The sequence below is a fragment of the Pantoea sp. S62 genome (genome assembly GCF_016658625.1).
GTDB classification, from domain to species: domain Bacteria; phylum Pseudomonadota; class Gammaproteobacteria; order Enterobacterales; family Enterobacteriaceae; genus Pantoea; species Pantoea vagans.
In genome coordinates, this window is the sequence record NZ_JACVVI010000032.1 from 1 (window position 1) to 16,042 (window position 16,042).

Annotated in this window: 13 protein-coding genes and 1 other RNA gene; 9 read left to right on the plus strand and 5 right to left on the minus strand. The window is 58.0% G+C overall.

The window, feature by feature from the left end; translation table 11 throughout:
• Positions 1-360: 360 nt before the first annotated feature.
• The 4 genes from galT (at position 361) to gpmA (ending at position 4,484) form a co-directional block, all read left to right on the plus strand.
• The gene (galT, locus tag IBT54_RS24325) at positions 361-1,407 is read left to right on the plus strand and encodes a galactose-1-phosphate uridylyltransferase (RefSeq protein WP_095707539.1); all 1,047 of its coding nucleotides are present in this window, start codon (positions 361-363) and stop codon (positions 1,405-1,407) included.
• Entirely contained in the window at positions 1,404-2,552 is a 1,149-nt protein-coding gene (gene galK / locus IBT54_RS24330; protein WP_095707540.1) for a galactokinase, read from the plus strand. The genes galT and galK overlap by 4 nt, the downstream gene beginning before the upstream one ends.
• Positions 2,546-3,580, plus strand: a complete 1,035-nt coding sequence (gene galM, locus IBT54_RS24335) for a galactose-1-epimerase (RefSeq protein WP_201253249.1) — start codon at positions 2,546-2,548, stop codon at positions 3,578-3,580. Before galK ends, galM begins: the two co-directional genes overlap by 7 nt.
• A 151-nt stretch (positions 3,581-3,731) precedes the next feature.
• Positions 3,732-4,484 (plus strand): 2,3-diphosphoglycerate-dependent phosphoglycerate mutase, encoded by a 753-nt coding sequence (gpmA, locus tag IBT54_RS24340; protein ID WP_003851893.1) that lies wholly within the window; start codon positions 3,732-3,734, stop codon positions 4,482-4,484.
• A 418-nt stretch (positions 4,485-4,902) separates the two neighbouring features.
• Here gpmA and aroG read toward each other — a convergent pair whose 3' ends face one another.
• Positions 4,903-5,955: a 3-deoxy-7-phosphoheptulonate synthase AroG gene (gene aroG, locus IBT54_RS24345; RefSeq protein ID WP_013357166.1), complete on the minus strand. Its 1,053-nt coding sequence runs from the start codon at positions 5,953-5,955 to the stop codon at positions 4,903-4,905.
• Between the two features lie 287 nt (positions 5,956-6,242).
• On the opposite strand from aroG, the gene IBT54_RS24350 reads away from it, so the two are divergent.
• The 4 genes from IBT54_RS24350 (at position 6,243) to zitB (ending at position 11,326) form a co-directional block, all read left to right on the plus strand.
• A complete protein-coding gene (locus tag IBT54_RS24350) occupies positions 6,243-6,611 on the plus strand; it encodes a YbgS-like family protein (protein ID WP_013357165.1) in 369 nt (122 codons plus the stop codon).
• A gap of 98 nt (positions 6,612-6,709) precedes the next feature.
• A complete protein-coding gene (locus tag IBT54_RS24355) occupies positions 6,710-7,291 on the plus strand; it encodes a response regulator transcription factor (protein WP_201253250.1) in 582 nt (193 codons plus the stop codon).
• 14 nt (positions 7,292-7,305) lie between these two features.
• Positions 7,306-10,359 (plus strand): ATP-binding protein, encoded by a 3,054-nt coding sequence (locus tag IBT54_RS24360; RefSeq protein WP_236263703.1) that lies wholly within the window; start codon positions 7,306-7,308, stop codon positions 10,357-10,359.
• Entirely contained in the window at positions 10,337-11,326 is a 990-nt protein-coding gene (zitB, locus tag IBT54_RS24365) for a CDF family zinc transporter ZitB (protein WP_013357162.1), read from the plus strand. Before IBT54_RS24360 ends, zitB begins: the two co-directional genes overlap by 23 nt.
• On the opposite strand, the gene pnuC is transcribed toward zitB, so the two are convergent.
• From pnuC to IBT54_RS24380, 3 genes are all read right to left on the minus strand, one after another.
• A complete protein-coding gene (gene pnuC, locus IBT54_RS24370; RefSeq protein ID WP_013357161.1) occupies positions 11,320-12,042 on the minus strand; it encodes a nicotinamide riboside transporter PnuC in 723 nt (240 codons plus the stop codon). The two genes, zitB and pnuC, sit on opposite strands and share 7 nt — an antisense overlap.
• A gap of 23 nt (positions 12,043-12,065) precedes the next feature.
• A complete protein-coding gene (gene nadA, locus IBT54_RS24375) occupies positions 12,066-13,127 on the minus strand; it encodes a quinolinate synthase NadA (protein WP_110331523.1) in 1,062 nt (353 codons plus the stop codon).
• Between the two features lie 126 nt (positions 13,128-13,253).
• Positions 13,254-13,787: a methylated-DNA--[protein]-cysteine S-methyltransferase gene (locus tag IBT54_RS24380; RefSeq protein ID WP_033782350.1), complete on the minus strand. Its 534-nt coding sequence runs from the start codon at positions 13,785-13,787 to the stop codon at positions 13,254-13,256.
• Positions 13,788-13,945: 158 nt separating this feature from the next.
• Here IBT54_RS24380 and IBT54_RS24385 point away from each other — a divergent pair, with 158 nt between their 5' ends.
• Complete coding sequence (locus IBT54_RS24385) at positions 13,946-15,421, plus strand: AlkA N-terminal domain-containing protein (protein WP_201253252.1); 1,476 nt, start codon at positions 13,946-13,948, stop codon at positions 15,419-15,421.
• A gap of 393 nt (positions 15,422-15,814) precedes the next feature.
• Here the strand turns inward: IBT54_RS24385 and IBT54_RS24390 are convergent.
• A non-coding RNA gene (locus IBT54_RS24390) (RtT sRNA) lies at positions 15,815-15,948 on the minus strand.
• Positions 15,949-16,042 lie beyond the last annotated feature (94 nt).

A 16,042-nucleotide genomic window follows, 5' to 3' on the forward strand; every position in this document is an offset into this window, starting at 1 on the left:
GGCCAACGCGTTGCGTTGTTCAAAAACGCTCCCGGCGTTTTTGTCCATGGCGCGGGACGCTTTCCTCCTCTGCCCGTGTTCCCTGCGCTTTTAGCTAACGCGTTGCTGTCAGAGCAACCCTGATTGGGTTTGTCAGCAATCTGCAACGCCGCTATCGCGGCATTTTAATGCACCTTTGTGTAAGCGCTACCATTCCTTCCCCCCTTTAATCTTCTGAATGCGCACGCAACGCCACGAAATAAGAATATTCAGCTTGTGTAAACGATACCATTTATCCAGACTTGATCACGCTTTCGGGCGCGCTGATGTGCTACTTTTTACCGATGCCTCTCTGGCTTTTGACGCTTACCAGGATCTCACATGGAAAAATTCAACCCGGTCGATCACCCGCATCGCCGTTACAATCCACTGATTGATCAATGGATTCTCGTTTCACCTCATCGGGCCAAACGTCCGTGGCAGGGCGCGCAGGAAACGCCGGCGGTCAATACCTTACCGTCGCACGATCCGGACTGCTTCCTGTGTGCCGGAAATACCCGCATCACCGGTGACAAAAACCCGGACTATGCTGGCACGTACGTCTTTACCAATGACTTTGCTGCACTGATGACCGACACGCCTGACGCGCCCGAGAGCGACGATATCCTGATGCGCTGTGAAAGCGCACGCGGCACCAGTCGGGTCATCTGCTTCTCGCCTGATCACAGCAAAACTCTGCCGGAGATGTCACTGAGCGCGCTGGAAGAAGTGGTGCGCACCTGGCAGGCGCAGACCGCCGATCTGGGTCAGCACTATCCGTGGGTGCAGGTGTTTGAGAACAAAGGCGCGGCGATGGGCTGCTCTAACCCGCATCCGCACGGTCAGATCTGGGCTAACAGCTTCCTGCCGAATGAAGCGCAGCGCGAAGATGATCATCAGCGCGACTATTTCGCTAAACATGGCTCGCCGATGCTGGTCGATTATCTGGCACGCGAGCAGCAGGATGGCAGCCGCACCGTGGTGGAAACCGAACACTGGCTGGCCGTGGTGCCGTGGTGGGCCGCCTGGCCGTTTGAAACCCTGCTGCTGCCGAAAGCGCACGTTAAACAGCTGACCGATCTCAGTGAAGCGCAGAGTGCCGATCTGGCGAAAGCCATCAAGCAGCTGACCAGCCGCTACGACAACCTGTTCCAGTGCTCCTTCCCCTACTCAATGGGCTGGCACGGCGCGCCGTTTAACGGCGAAGCCAACGATCACTGGCAGCTGCATGCGCACTTCTATCCGCCGCTGCTGCGCTCAGCAACGGTACGTAAATTTATGGTTGGCTATGAAATGCTGGCCGAAACCCAACGCGATTTAACGGCGGAACAGGCGGCGGAACGTCTGCGTTCTGTCAGCGACGTTCACTTCCGTGAGGCACAACAATGAGCTTAAAAACCATCACGCAGCAGCTTTTCTCTGACACCTTCGGTTACGCCGCCACCCACACCATTCAGGCGCCGGGCCGCGTTAACCTGATTGGCGAGCACACCGACTATAACGACGGCTTTGTGCTGCCGTGTGCCATCGATTACCAGACGGTGATCGCCTGCGCCCGCCGTGACGATCGCCAGATTCGCGTGGTCGCGGCTGATTATGAGAATGCGCAGGACACCTTCTCGCTGGACGAAGAGATCGTCAGCGTGCAGGAACCAATGTGGGCTAACTATGTGCGCGGCGTGGTGAAACATCTGCAGCAGCGTCATGCTGATTTCGGCGGCATCGATATGGTGATCAGCGGCAACGTGCCGCAGGGTGCGGGCCTCAGTTCATCCGCCTCGCTGGAAGTCGCGGTTGGCACCGTGGTGCAGCAGCTTTATAACCTGCCGCTGGATGGCGCAGCCATCGCGGTGAATGGTCAGGAAGCGGAGAACCAGTTTGTTGGCTGTAACTGCGGCATCATGGACCAGCTGATTTCCGCACTGGGGCAGAAAGATCACGCCATGCTGCTCGACTGCCGCACGCTGGGCACGCGTCCGGTGTCGATGCCGGAAGATATTGCGGTGGTGATCATCAACTCCAACTTCCGTCGCAGCCTGGTCGGCAGCGAATACAATACCCGCCGCGAGCAGTGTGAAGCGGGCGCGCGTTTCTTCAGCAAGAAGGCGCTGCGTGACGTTGAACTGACCGAGTTTGAAGCGGCGCAGGCGCAGCTCGACCCGCAGGTGGCAAAACGCGTGCGTCACGTCCTGACCGAGAACGCCCGTACGCTGGAAGCGGCCGATGCGCTGACTCAGGGCGACCTGACCCGTATGGGCCAGCTGATGGCCGAATCACACGCCTCGATGCGTGACGACTTCGAGATCACCGTGCCGCCGATCGATACGCTGGTTGAGATCGTGAAAGCGCAGATCGGTGAACGCGGCGGCGTGCGTATGACCGGCGGCGGCTTTGGTGGCTGCATCGTGGCACTCATGCCACTGGATCTGGTCGATCAGGTGAAAGCCGCCGTTGCTGAGCAGTACGAAGCCGCGACTGGCATCAAAGAGACCTTCTACGTCTGCAAAGCCTCTGAAGGAGCCGGCCAATGCTGAATGACGTCAACTCCCATGCGCCTGACGGTCAGCCGTGGCGCATAACGGTACTGCGCAATGCCAACGGCATGCTGGCGACCTTTATGGACTGGGGCGCAACCTGGCTTTCTGCCCGCATCCCGATGCAGGAAGGCACCGTGCGTGAAGCGCTGCTCGGCTGCGCCACACCCTCTGACTATCTGCATCAGGATGCCTATCTGGGTGCCACGGTGGGCCGTTACGCCAACCGCATCGCCGGAGCAAAGCTCAATAAGCTGAACCGCCAGCTGGTGCCAAACCAGGGTGCCCATCAGCTGCATGGCGGGCCGGAAGGCTTTGATAAACGCCGCTGGCAGATTGTCAGCCAGTCCGACAGCGAGGTGCATTACCGCATCGATTCGCCGGATGGCGATCAAGGCTATCCGGGCAATCTGATTGCCGACCTGCACTATCAGCTGGATGACCAGAACTGCCTGAGCATCCGCTATGAAGCGCGCTGCGACCAGCCCTGCCCGGTCAATCTGACTAACCATGCCTACTTTAACCTTGATGCGCATCATGGCGACGCCCGCCAGCATCGCTTACAACTGCACGCCGACCAGTATCTGCCGGTCGACAGCGAAGGGATTCCGAATGCGCCGCTGAAAGCCGTCGCCGATACCAGTTTCGATTTCCGCAACGCCAAAGTCGTGGCGCAGGATTTCCTGGCAGACGACGACCAGCGGGCGGTGAAGGGTTATGACCATGCGTTTCTGCTCAACAGTGCAGGCGACGATAGTCAGCCTGCGGCGGAACTCTGGTCGGAAGATGGCAGATTGCAGCTCAGCGTAACCACCTCGGCACCGGCACTGCAGTTCTACACCGGCAACTACCTGGCCGGCACGCGTGCCCGTGAGCAGGCGAGCTATACTGCATTCCAGGGCATTGCGCTGGAGAGTGAATTTTTACCGGATTCGCCTAATCATGCTGAGTGGCCTCAGCCGGATTGCTGGCTGCAGCCGGGAGAGCGCTGGGAATCCGTGACGCGGTATCGCTTCACGCCACGCTGAGCCTCCGGCTGAAAAACGCGCAGTGCGTCACACACAGGCTTACGCGCTGCCCGCTTTTCCGTTATGGTATGGCGCAATCAGCTCGTGTTTCAGGCGGGCAGCAGCAGGTTTCCAATCTCACAGAAACATCACAGTATTAAGGAGTTAAGCTATGGCTGTAACTAAGCTGGTTCTGGTGCGACACGGCGAAAGCCAGTGGAACAACGAAAACCGCTTTACCGGTTGGTATGATGTTGACCTTTCTGAGAAAGGTCGTGGCGAAGCCAAATCAGCAGGTCAGCTGCTGAAGAAAGAGGGCTTTGTTTTTGATTTCGCTTACACCTCCGTACTGAAGCGTGCGATTCATACGCTGTGGAATGTGCTGGATGAGCTGGATCAGGCCTGGCTGCCGGTTGAGAAAACCTGGCGTCTGAACGAGCGTCACTACGGTGCGCTGCAGGGTCTGGACAAAGCGGAAACTGCTGCCAAATATGGCGACGAGCAGGTTAAGCAGTGGCGTCGCGGCTTTGCCGTTACCCCACCAGAGCTGGATCGTTCAGATGAGCGCTTCCCGGGCCATGACCCGCGTTACGCGAAACTGACCCCGGAGCAGCTGCCAACGACCGAAAGCCTGGCGCTGACCATCGACCGCGTTATCCCTTACTGGAACGACACCATTCTGCCGCGCATCAAAAGCGGTGAGAAAGTGATCATTGCTGCACACGGCAACTCACTGCGTGCGCTGGTGAAATATCTGGATAACCTGAGCGAAGATGAAATTCTCGAGCTGAACATCCCTACCGGCGTTCCGCTGGTGTATGAGTTCGATGAAAACTTCAAACCGCTGAAACGCTACTACCTGGGCGACCAGGACGAGATTGCTGCGAAAGCTGCCGCCGTTGCGAATCAGGGTAAAGCGAAGTAATTTCTCGCTGACATGCAAAAAGGCCAGACGAAAGTCTGGCCTTTTTTATTGGGCTGCGCCCGGCAATGCTGCGCGTCATGTTTAACTGCCAGAGTAAAAGCCTGGATGTCAGCACGTACCAGACTAATCACATACTCAAATCCGTCTAAGTCTGGCAGCAATAAACTAGCTCGACGCAGGGAACAGGGTCAGAAGAGGAAAGCGTCCCGCGCCAGGGACAAAAACGCCGGGAGCGTTTTTGAACAACGCAACGCGTTGGCCCGGCAACGGGCGCACCTCAGGGATGAGGTGCGTAATCGCGCGGGCAGAGCGACCAGGGACTGGCTTGAGCGTCTTTCCGATCTGTCCGTGTTCCCTGAGCAGGCTCACTCTCCACAGCAAATCCGGCCAGACTTTGTTAATGAGTCTGAATAACCAATCAACCGCGGCGCTGTTTAACCGCTGCCGCCAGCTGACGCAGCACTTTATCAGTATCTTCCCAGCCGATACAGGCGTCGGTGACGCTTTTGCCATAGACCAGCGGCTCGCCGCTCTCCAGGCTCTGGTTGCCTTCCACCAGATGACTCTCAATCATCACACCGACAATCGCCTGCTCACCGTTGATCAGCTGCTGTGAAACATCGTCTGCCACAACCATCTGACGCTGGAACTGCTTGCTGCTGTTGGCATGGCTGAAATCGATCATCACCTGCTGTGGCAGACCCGCTTTCGCCAGACCCGCTTTAACATCAGCGACATGCTGCGCGCTATAGTTCGGCTCTTTGCCGCCGCGCAGGATGATGTGGCAGTCACCGTTGCCGCTGGTTTCCACAATCGCGGAGTGACCATACTTGGTTACTGACAGGAAACAGTGCGGGGAGCCCGCTGCGTTGATCGCATCAATCGCCACCTTGATCGTGCCATCGGTGCCGTTTTTAAAGCCTACCGGACAGGAAAGACCGGATGCCAGCTCGCGGTGAACCTGAGATTCCGTAGTACGCGCACCAATCGCGCCCCAGCTCATCAGGTCTGCCACATACTGCGGGGTAATCATATCCAGAAACTCGCCCGCCGCCGGTAAACCGCTGTCATTAATCTCCAGCAGCAGCTTACGCGCCAGACGCAGACCGTCGTTCAGCTGGTAGCTGTTATCCATATACGGGTCATTAATCAGCCCTTTCCAGCCCACCGTCGTGCGCGGCTTTTCAAAATAGACCCGCATGACCACTTCCAACTCGCCTTTCAGCTCATCACGCAGTGCCAGCAGGCGGCTTGCATACTCTTTCGCCGCGTCAGTGTCATGAATTGAGCAGGGTCCAATCACCACCAGCAAACGATCATCCTTGCCCTGCAGGATCTGATGAATCGCCTGACGGGCATGTGAAACGGTCTGTGCAGCACGATCGGTCGCCGGGAATTTTTCGAGCAGCGCAACAGGAGGTAACAGCTCTTTAATCTCTTTGATGCGTAAATCATCGTTCTGGTAATTCATACTGATTCCATATTATTTCTTGCCCGGCGCCCGCCGGACACATCCTGTCCAATGTAGCCCGAAGCGTCAGGGGTGTAAATTCCCGCTGCGGGTTAAATGTGCGGGTCATATTTGCATTAATCAGGTTAGCGACTAAACTTTTTAATGGTAAGCACTGAGGAACGTCCCGCTTACCTTATTTAATTACCCTGTTTAAGCCAACTGGCGAATTTTATTTCGTCAGGGATTTCTTTACCCGAAATTGCACCTCTGGGCTTAAAGCCTCTTCATTTATTAACGGGAGCATAATGATGAAAAAGTTTGCCTTAATTTTTTTGACAGCAGCAATGACACTGAGCAGCGGTGCGGTACTGGCTGCAGACAGCAGCAGCAATAACGGTACAGCGAACCAGGCAGCCAGTGCAGGTGCAGCAGCGGGTGGAGCGAAAGAGAATCTGCCACCAAATAATGTCGATAACAGCAAAATTAATAACACTGGTACTAACACGAATCCTGCAACGTCTGGCAGCACCACCAGCAATGGTAATATGTCTGCTAACGAAATTGACCAGAACAGCCAGTGTAAAGATGGCAAATGTCCGAACGTGAATAAAAAAGTTCAGACCAAAGTGGGCGGCGGTGACGTAAATACGAAAACCGACGGCACTTCACAGTAATTCTGTTTAGCCTGGAGAGCTGCGGCTCTCCGGGTTTTTCTCCCCTCAGCCCCACTCTTCCGCTATGCTAATCCTGTGAAATTTACAGGAAATCCTTCATGGCCGTTTTGCTTTTGATTGACGATCATCCGCTGGTTGAAGTGGCACTTGAAGCTGCCCTGAGCCAGTCGCCCATACCCGTTAAGCTGCTTTCTGCCAGCAGTGAAAAAGCCGCCCGCCCCTTACTTGAGGAGCAACCGGACATTATTGTGCTGGATATCGGCCTGCCGGACAGCGATGGGCTGGAGTTCCTGCGTCGCCTCAAGATCCATCGTCCTGATTGCCCGGTCCTTATCTACTCTGCGCAGCAGACCCGCCACTATATGCGTCGCGCTCAGGCGCTGGGTGCCGCCGGTTACGTGGTAAAGAGTCAGCGCATGACGCAGTTGCTCAGCGCCATTCTGGCGGTGCTGGGCGGTCAGACAGCCTTTCCGGTGATGGATGATGAGCCCGAGCTGCCGCTGACCCAGAAGGAGCGTCAGATTCTGGCACTGCTGGCCAGTGGGTTATCCAATCTGCAAATCGCGGCTCAGCTGCACATCAGTAACAAAACGGTCAGTACCCATAAAAAGAACATTCTGGAAAAAACCGGTGCCCGATCAGTGGTGGAACTGGCTGACCTGTGGAAAGCCCAGCAGTGAGAGTTATTCTACTGATGCTGCTTTTATTGTGTTGCTCCGCGCTGGCTGATGTGCGTCCGGTGAGCAGCGTCAACCTGCCGATGATGCTGCCCGTTACCCATGCGGAAACCATGCAGGGCAGGATCCTGCGCGTCGGCCTGCTGGAAGAGAACCACGCACCCTGGGCGATGCGTATCGGCAATGACCTCTATGGTATCAACGCCGACTATCTTTCCGCGCTGCGACAGCTGACCGGCGCGCAGTTCACCCTCAACCTTTACAGCGATCAGCCGCATCTGATGCAGGCCCTGACCAGCGGCCAGATCGATTTTGCGCTGGGCATGTGGAGTGCCCCGCTGCCATCCGGCACCCTGAGCAGCGAAAACTGGTTCAGCAGTCCGCTGCGGGTTTATCGCAATCAGCAAAACCAGCGTGCCGTGATGTTTAACAGCCAGAATGCGTCGCTTGCAATCAGTGACAGCACCCTGGCTCAGCTGCCATCTGCGCTGGCGGCCCGTCACAGCTGGCGACGCTACAGCAGCGATCTGCAGGCGCTCTATACCCTGCTTAATCAGCAGAATGACTATGTGGTGGCGGATGAAACCAGCGCCGGCTTTCTGCTAAGCCAGCTGCAACAGGGCCAGATTTATCAGATCGCCTCCCACATCGAGGCCGGCCAGCTCAACCTGCGTGCGGTGGCGCGCGATCCCCAGCTTATCAGCTGGATAAATCAGAGCCTGCGTCAGCTGCCTGCAGAACTGATGAACACGCTACAGGCGCGCTGGAGCAGCAGCCTGCCGCGCTATCAGGATACCCAGACCCTGATGCTCAGCCCTGCTGAGCGCGCCTGGATTGCCGATCATCCGCGTATTACTTACACCGCCGAGCCGGACAACTATCCCTGGAGTTACCGCGATGCCAGCGGAACCGCCCGGGGCTATGGCGTGGACCTGCTGAAAGCGATTGCGCAGAGCACCGGATTAGCGTTTGAGCCGGTGTGGGTCAGTAATCCCCGCCAGGCCAGCACGCTGATTCAGCAAAAGCAGGCGATGCTGCAGCTGATGCAGCCGCTGAATGGCGATGCGATGCAGAGCACGTCGCTGCCGGTGTGGCGCGCGCTGTGGGGCATCTACAGCGTCCAGTCCGATACGTTGGCACACTGGCGCGACCTGCGCGGCAAGCGGATCGGCGTGTTGCAGGATGACCTGGCGCTGCGTCTGCTGCCTGCGGATCTGCAGCCACAGCTGTTTGCCGACCGTAATAGCCTCTATGACGCGCTGGCAAAGGGGCAGATCGATGCGCTGGTCGATAACGTGCTCTCCGCCCGCTGGCGTATCGCCAGCCGCGATGATGCCCGTATTCACCTCGCCTTTGCCGCCAGCGACATCGCCTGGCCGATTGCACTCGGCGTCACACCGGACCAGCCAGCGCTGCGCACCCTGCTGGATCGCGCGCTGCAGCAGATTCCGGCCGATACCCAGAGCCAGATGCGTGATAGCTGGTCAACGCCGCCGCAGCCTGGCAGCGTGATGGTGATGCGTTCGCTGCCGATGGTGGTGCTGGCAGTAGCCGGTGCAGCCATTGTGCTGCTGCTGTTACTGCTGGCGCGCCGCTACTGGCAGCAGCGCCGGGAACGTCAGCAGCGTGAGCAGGCGGAACATGCCAATGCGATGAAAAGCCAGTTCCTGGCGACCGTCAGTCATGAACTGCGCACGCCGATGCAGGCGATCCTGGGTCTGCTGGAGCTGGAGAAACAACAGCACAGTAGCCAGAATCTTTCGCTGCTGCACAGCAGCGCACAATCGCTGCTGACTCTGCTGAATGACCTGCAGGATCATGCGCGCATCGAGAGCAACAGTTTTACCCTGGCACCCCGTCCGCTGGCGCTGGCGCAGTGGCTCAATCAACAGCAGCATTTTTATCATCCGTTGATGCGCACTGACGGCCCGCGTCTGATCGTCGAGGCGCTGACGCCGCTGCCTGACACCGTATTGATTGATGCCGACCGTTTGCAGCAGGTAGTCAACAACCTGATGACCAATGCGCTGAAATTCACCCGCCACGGCGCGATTCGTCTGACTCTTGCCGCTAAGCAGCAGCTGGTTCTGACGGTGAGCGACAGCGGCAGCGGGATTCCGCCGGAGGAACAGCAGAAGCTGTTTGACCCGTGGTATCAGGCGCCGTCCGGAAAATCCGTTTCGGTGCAGGGCAGCGGGCTGGGACTGTTTATCTGCCGCGAAATGGTGTTGCGGATGGGCGGCGACATCCGGCTCACCTCTGAACCTGGTCACGGCACTCAGGTCACCGTAACACTGCCGCTGGAAATCTGCGCGCCACTAAGCCATGCGGATGAGACGTCCCTGCCCGGCTTTCCTCATCTTAGGGTGGCGATTGTCGATGACCATCCAGCCAATCTGCTGGTGATGCAGCAGCAGCTGGCGCGCTTTGCGATTCAGGCTGACACCTTCGAACAGGGACGCGCGCTGCTGCAGGCCGACGCAAAGCAGCCTTATGATCTATTGTTTATCGACCAGATGATGCCGCGCCCTGACGGTACGCTGCTGCTGCGGATATTGCGTCGGCGTGACCGCCAGCGTGGACGTCAGGCGATGCGGGTGCTCTGCTCGGCTGACGCGCAGTTGCTGTCACGGCTGCCTGAGGCGGGCGAGCGGGTGCTGATTAAACCGGTGCAGTTAGCCGATCTCAGCGCGCTACTGGCAGAGTGGCAGCAGGCGTGGCAGGAAGATCCGCTGGCGACACTGGATGACAATCTGTGGCAGCTGGCGCAGCAGAATGACAAATTCCTCAGCCGTCTGAGCCAGACGCTGCACAGTACGGTAACACAGGACCTGGCTGTAATGTGTGAGGCACACGAACGCGCAGACTGGACGCAGTTCGCCGAAGCAGCACACCGGATGAAAGGAAGCTGCCTGCTGGCAGGGCTGGAGCATGGCGCGCAGCTCAGCCAGCAGCTGACGGAGCAGGTTAAACAGCATCAGGACACGTCTGAGACGTGGCAATTACTGATATTATTCGTAAACAGGTTACTGAAAAAACTGGAAACTTATGGCACATACCCACACTCATAGCGGGCAGGATAGTAATCGCACGCGTCTGGCGGCAGCCTTCGGGGTGACCGTCGTCTTCATGGTTGCTGAAGTGATTGGCGGCTGGCTATCGGGTTCACTGGCGCTGCTGGCGGACGCCGGGCATATGCTGACCGACGCCGCCGCGCTGCTGATGGCCTTGCTGGCGGTGCAGTTCTCGCGCCGTAAACCTAATGCACGTCACACCTTTGGCCTGCTGCGCCTGACTACGCTGGCCGCATTTGTTAACGCCATCGCACTGCTGGGCATTACCGCGCTCATCGTCTGGGAAGCGGTGCGCCGCTTTGCCGACCCGCAGCCGGTCACGGGCGGCCTGATGCTGGGGATCGCAGTTGGCGGCCTGCTGGCCAATATTCTGTCGTTCTGGCTGCTGCACCACGGCAGCGGAGAGAAGAATCTCAACGTGCGTGCCGCCGCGCTGCATGTCATGGGTGACCTGCTGGGTTCGGTGGGCGCGATTGTGGCAGCGGTAATCATCCTGCTGACCGGCTGGACGCCAATTGACCCGATTCTGTCACTGCTGGTCTCCCTGCTGGTGCTGCGCAGCGCCTGGGCGCTGCTGCGTGAAAGTCTGCAGGAGTTACTGGAAGGGGCACCGCATTCACTGGATGTGAACCGGCTGATACGGGATCTGACGCTGAACATCGCCGAAGTGCGCAATGTTCACCATGTGCATTTGTGGCAGGTCGGCGAAAAGCCGCTGCTGACACTGCATGCGCAGGTGATCCCGCCTTACGATCACGATGCGCTGCTGCATCGTATTCACGACTACCTGCGCCAGAACTACCAGATTGAGCATGCGACGGTGCAGATGGAGTATCAGCCCTGTGCCGGCGCCGAGTGTGAACTCGGCTTAAGCAGCGCGGCTGCCTCCGGCCATGATCACAGTCATTCTCACGACCATGATCATGACCCTGCTCACGCTAAAGGCGAAGCACACACTCACTGAGCCGACAGCGCGCGGGACCCCTGTTGCCGCGCGCTGCGGATCCACATACGCGATCCGTTCAGCGCAATCAGTGTCAGGATCACATACTCCAGCGACATCGCATAGACGCCCTGACGGGCGAAAATCATCACGCTAATCACGTTGATGATGACCCACAGCAGCCAGTTCTCAACATATTTGCGCGTCATCAGCACCATCGCCGCAATCGACAACACCATCATGCAGGAATCCCAGAACGGGAAGGCATCCGGCTGCAACGCGGGCATCGCCACCGACAGGCCAATACCGTTCATCAGCGTCACCGCTGCACGGGTTAACAGCGCAAACACCGGGTCGATATAAAGCGTCATCAGCGCAATGGCGATCACGCAACCCGCCGCCCAGGCGAGCGCTTTGGGCAGTGGCAGCCAGCGGATTTTCAGCTCGGCCTGATGATCGGCGGTCTGACGGCTCCAGGCGTACCAGCCATAGATATTGGCGGCAAAGAAGAAGAGCTGCAGCAGAAGGCTGGCATAGAGCTGGATTTGAAAGAAGATCACCGCAAACAGCGTCACGTTGATCAGACCGAACGGATAGTTGATGATTTTTTCCAGGCTGGCAAACCAGATACAGAGTAAGCCCGCCAGCGTGCCGATGGCCTCAATCCATGAGAGATCGTAGCCTCCGGCACCCAGAGGAATGTGAACCAGAATATTATGTGTGCTGAAGAAGTCCATGCTGAGCACCTGTCCGGGAACGCTTAGGCGTTGCCCTTCACGTTGAGTTTAAGTTCCGCTGCAAAGGATAGCATGCGATTTAGCGGCAGTAACGCCGCCTCTCGCAGCGTCTCATCCACCTGAATCTCATGTTCCGTGCCGCCCGTCTCCAGCGCTTCTGCGATAGCTTTAAGGCCGTTCATCGCCATCCACGGACAGTGAGCGCAGCTGCGGCAGGTTGCGCCCTCGCCCGCGGTCGGCGCTTCCAGTAGCTCTTTATCCGGCACCATTTGCTGCATTTTGTAGAAGATGCCGCGATCTGTCGCCACAATCATCTGCGGATGTGGCAGAGATTTCGCCGCCTGAATCAGCTGGCTGGTCGAGCCAACGGCGTCCGCCAAATCGACAATCGCCTGTGGTGACTCAGGATGCACCAGCACCGCCGCGTCGGGATAGAGCGCTTTCATACGCTGCAGCGCCTGGGTTTTAAACTCGTCATGCACAATGCAGGCGCCCTGCCAGCACAGCACATCCGCGCCCGACTTCTGAGTGACGTAGCGCCCCAGATGACGATCCGGCGCCCAGATAATCTTTTCGCCCAGGCTGTCGAGATGCTCAATCAGCTCAACCGCAATGCTGGAGGTTACTACCCAGTCGGCCCGCGCTTTGACTGCCGCTGAGGTATTGGCATAGACCACGACGGTGCGATCGGGATGGGCATCACAGAAGGCGTTAAACTCTTCAATCGGGCAGCCGAGATCCAGTGAGCACTCCGCCTGCAGCGTCGGCATCAGCACGGTTTTTTCAGGGCTGAGGATTTTGGCGGTTTCGCCCATAAAGCGCACGCCTGCCACCAGCAGTGTGGTGGCGGAATGATTACTGCCGAAACGCGCCATCTCCAGCGAGTCGGAGACGCAGCCGCCGGTCTCTTCCGCCAGCGCCTGGATTTCCGGATCGGTGTAGTAGTGCGCCACCATCACCGCGTTACGCGCCTTCAGCAGCGCTTTGATTTTCTCACGGTAAAACGCCTTCTCGTCATCACTCAGACGAGCAGGTTTAGGCGGAAAAGGGTAAACGGCGCTTTCAGGATCGAACATCACACTCATGACACAGCTCTCGTTTTATCTAATTAACGAAAATCGCCAGTAAAGGCGAATAATGGCGTTCAATCCACCATCGTGTTTTATATGCTAAACACGATAGCGGAAAAGCCAGACTGTGTCGTGGGATTTTTAGTCCGCCTGTATCACTAACTGGACCGGCTCTGAAGCTGCTTTATCGATAAGCGACTGCGGCGCTTCCAGCGCCAGCAGGAAAGCTTTGATGTCCAGCCCGCCAGCAAAGCCGGTCAGCTTGCCGTTAGCGCCAATCACGCGGTGGCATGGCGCAACAATGGAGAGTGGATTACGACCATTGGCCGCGCCGACCGCCCGTACTGCCTGCGGATGACCGATCTCTCTGGCAATCTGACTGTAGCTGCGCGTTTCACCAAATGGAATCGCCACCAGCGCCTGCCAGACTTTTTTCTGAAAGTCGGTGCCGACCATGTCGAGTGGCAGCTCAAAGCAGCGACGCTCACCGGTAAAGTATTCGCTGAGCTGACGCTCAGTTTCGATCAGAATGGGATGATCGTCATTGCGCGTCTGCGGCAAAAATCGGGTGCGCTTCGGATCGTCGTTTTCCCACAAGATGCCCGCCAGGCCACTGTCGCTGGCGACCAGTTTCAGTTCACCTACCGGGGTAGCTATCGGTTTGAAGTAGTACATGGTGATTCTCCCGTCACGGTTCCGTCATCCAGTATCGCACTTTTTTTCCCCCTGACTGGCTGTTTCCGGTCATGGCGTTAAACTGTTTTGCTGTCCGAAAACAGCCAGTCTGACGGATCCAGCCGGTATAGGCTGTCCCTATTTGCCGGAGAAATGCCATGCTCGATCCCGAAATTGCCTACCAGGCGCTGACCTCTCGTGATACCCGCTTTGACGGCGTTTTCTTTGTGGGTGTGACGTCAACCGGTATCTATTGCCGTCCGGTCTGCCCGGTTAAAGCACCCATGCAGAAGAACTGCCTTTTCTTCAGCAGCGCTGAGGCGGCGGAAAAAGCGCGCTTTCGCCCCTGCCTGCGCTGTCGGCCAGAACTGGCACCCGGCAATGCGCCGGTTGATCAGCCGCATCGCGTCGCAGAGCGGCTGATTCAGCGTATCGAGGAAGGCATGCTGGAGGAGCGCGAAGGCCTGGAAGCAATTGCTGCGGAATTCGGCCTCAGCCTGCGTCAGCTGCGCCGTATCGTGCAGCATGAACTCGGCGTTTCGCCGCTGGAGCTGAAGCAGACGCGGCGAATGCTGCTGGCAAAACAGCTGCTGACAGAAACACAACTGCCTGTCATAGAGGTCGCCTACGCCAGCGGTTTCAGCAGCCTGCGCCGGTTTAATGATGTTTTCCAGGCGCGCTACCGCATGACGCCGAGCGCGCTGCGCCGGGATGACACTGGCACTAAGCGTGCGCAGCCCGGCGACCGCGTGACGCTGCGGCTGACCTATCGCCCCCCCTATGACTGGGCGGCGATGCTCTGGTTTTTGCAGACGCACCTGATGAAGGAGGTCGAAGCGGTGGAAGATGGCAGCTGGCGACGCACTGTGGCGCTGGGTCGCTGCCGGGGCTGGGTCAGCGTTTCCCATCTGCCGCAGAAGAACGCATTGCAGGTGACGCTCTCAACGTCCCTGACGCCAGTGCTGCCTCTGCTGCTGCGCCGTCTGCGTGACCTGTTCGATCTCGATGCGCAGCCACAGCGTATCGCCGCCTGCCTGGCCCAGGATCCGCTGCTGGCACCCAGCCTGATCGCACATTCCGGTCTGCGCGTGCCCGGCGCATTCGACGCCTTTGAGCTGGGCGTGCGCGCCATTATCGGCCAGCAGGTAACCGTCAAAGCGGCCACCACGGTCAGCAGCCGTTTTGCCGCCGCCTTTGGTGAGCCCTGCGAGACGCCTTTTGCCGATCTCACCCGTTATACCGCGCTTCCTGAACGCATCGCCGGACTGACGGTGGACGATGTCGCACCGATGGGCATTGTCAGCGCCGCGCGCTCCCGCGCCATCATCGCCTTTGCCAGCGCCTGCGCCAGCGGTGACCTGCGTCTCAGCGCCGCTCAGCAGCCTGACGAGGTGATAAAAAAGCTGGTCAGCCTGCCGGGCATTGGTCCCTGGACTGCGCACTATATCGCGATGCGCGCCCTGCGCTGGCCGGATGCCTTTCCCAAGGAAGATATCGCCATCCGTAATAACCTGGGCGGCATGTCATCGAAAGAAGCGGAAGCGCGTTCGCAATCCTGGCGTCCCTGGCGCAGCTATGCGGTGATGCATATCTGGGAGAGCCTGGCAGTAGCGAAGGTGAAGAAAAAGGCGTGACGGCGGGTGTTGGGATTCAGGTTGACACCTTGAGCGTCAAAGTCGCTGTTCCGGAAATGAAAAAATCGGCATCAGGCGCTTTCAAACAGCCAGGAAAGCCGCATCAAACTACTCTCACAGCAACACAGATGCTCAACGCGCAGGGAACACGGTCAGAAAAGGAAAGCGTCCCGCGCCAGGACGGCGCGGGCCGAGCAGGTCATGGATGACGGCTTTTGCGTCTTTCCGATCTGACCGTGTTCTCTGCGCAGGCTCGATCTCTCAGCAATCCCGAACAGACTTCACTGACAATCTCAAACTTGTGAGACGCTTTGTACTTATTCTGTCGAACCCGCACGATAAAGGCCGTGCCCTGAAAACGAAAAAAGCGCCCAAAGGGCGCTTCATTCTAATTGGTGGGTCGTGCAGGATTGCCTCGGCCTTTCCAGGGCCTCGCCCTCAGGATGATGCTGAAGCATCAGCCTGAATCGCCGGGCGATTCAGTCGAACCTGCTGCAGGTTCTCACCCTGCACGGTGAATACCGTGCTCTGAAAACGAAAAAAGCGCCTTAAAGGCGCTTCTTTCTTAATTGGTGGGTCGTGCAGGATTCGAACCTGCGACCAATTGATTAAAAGTCAACT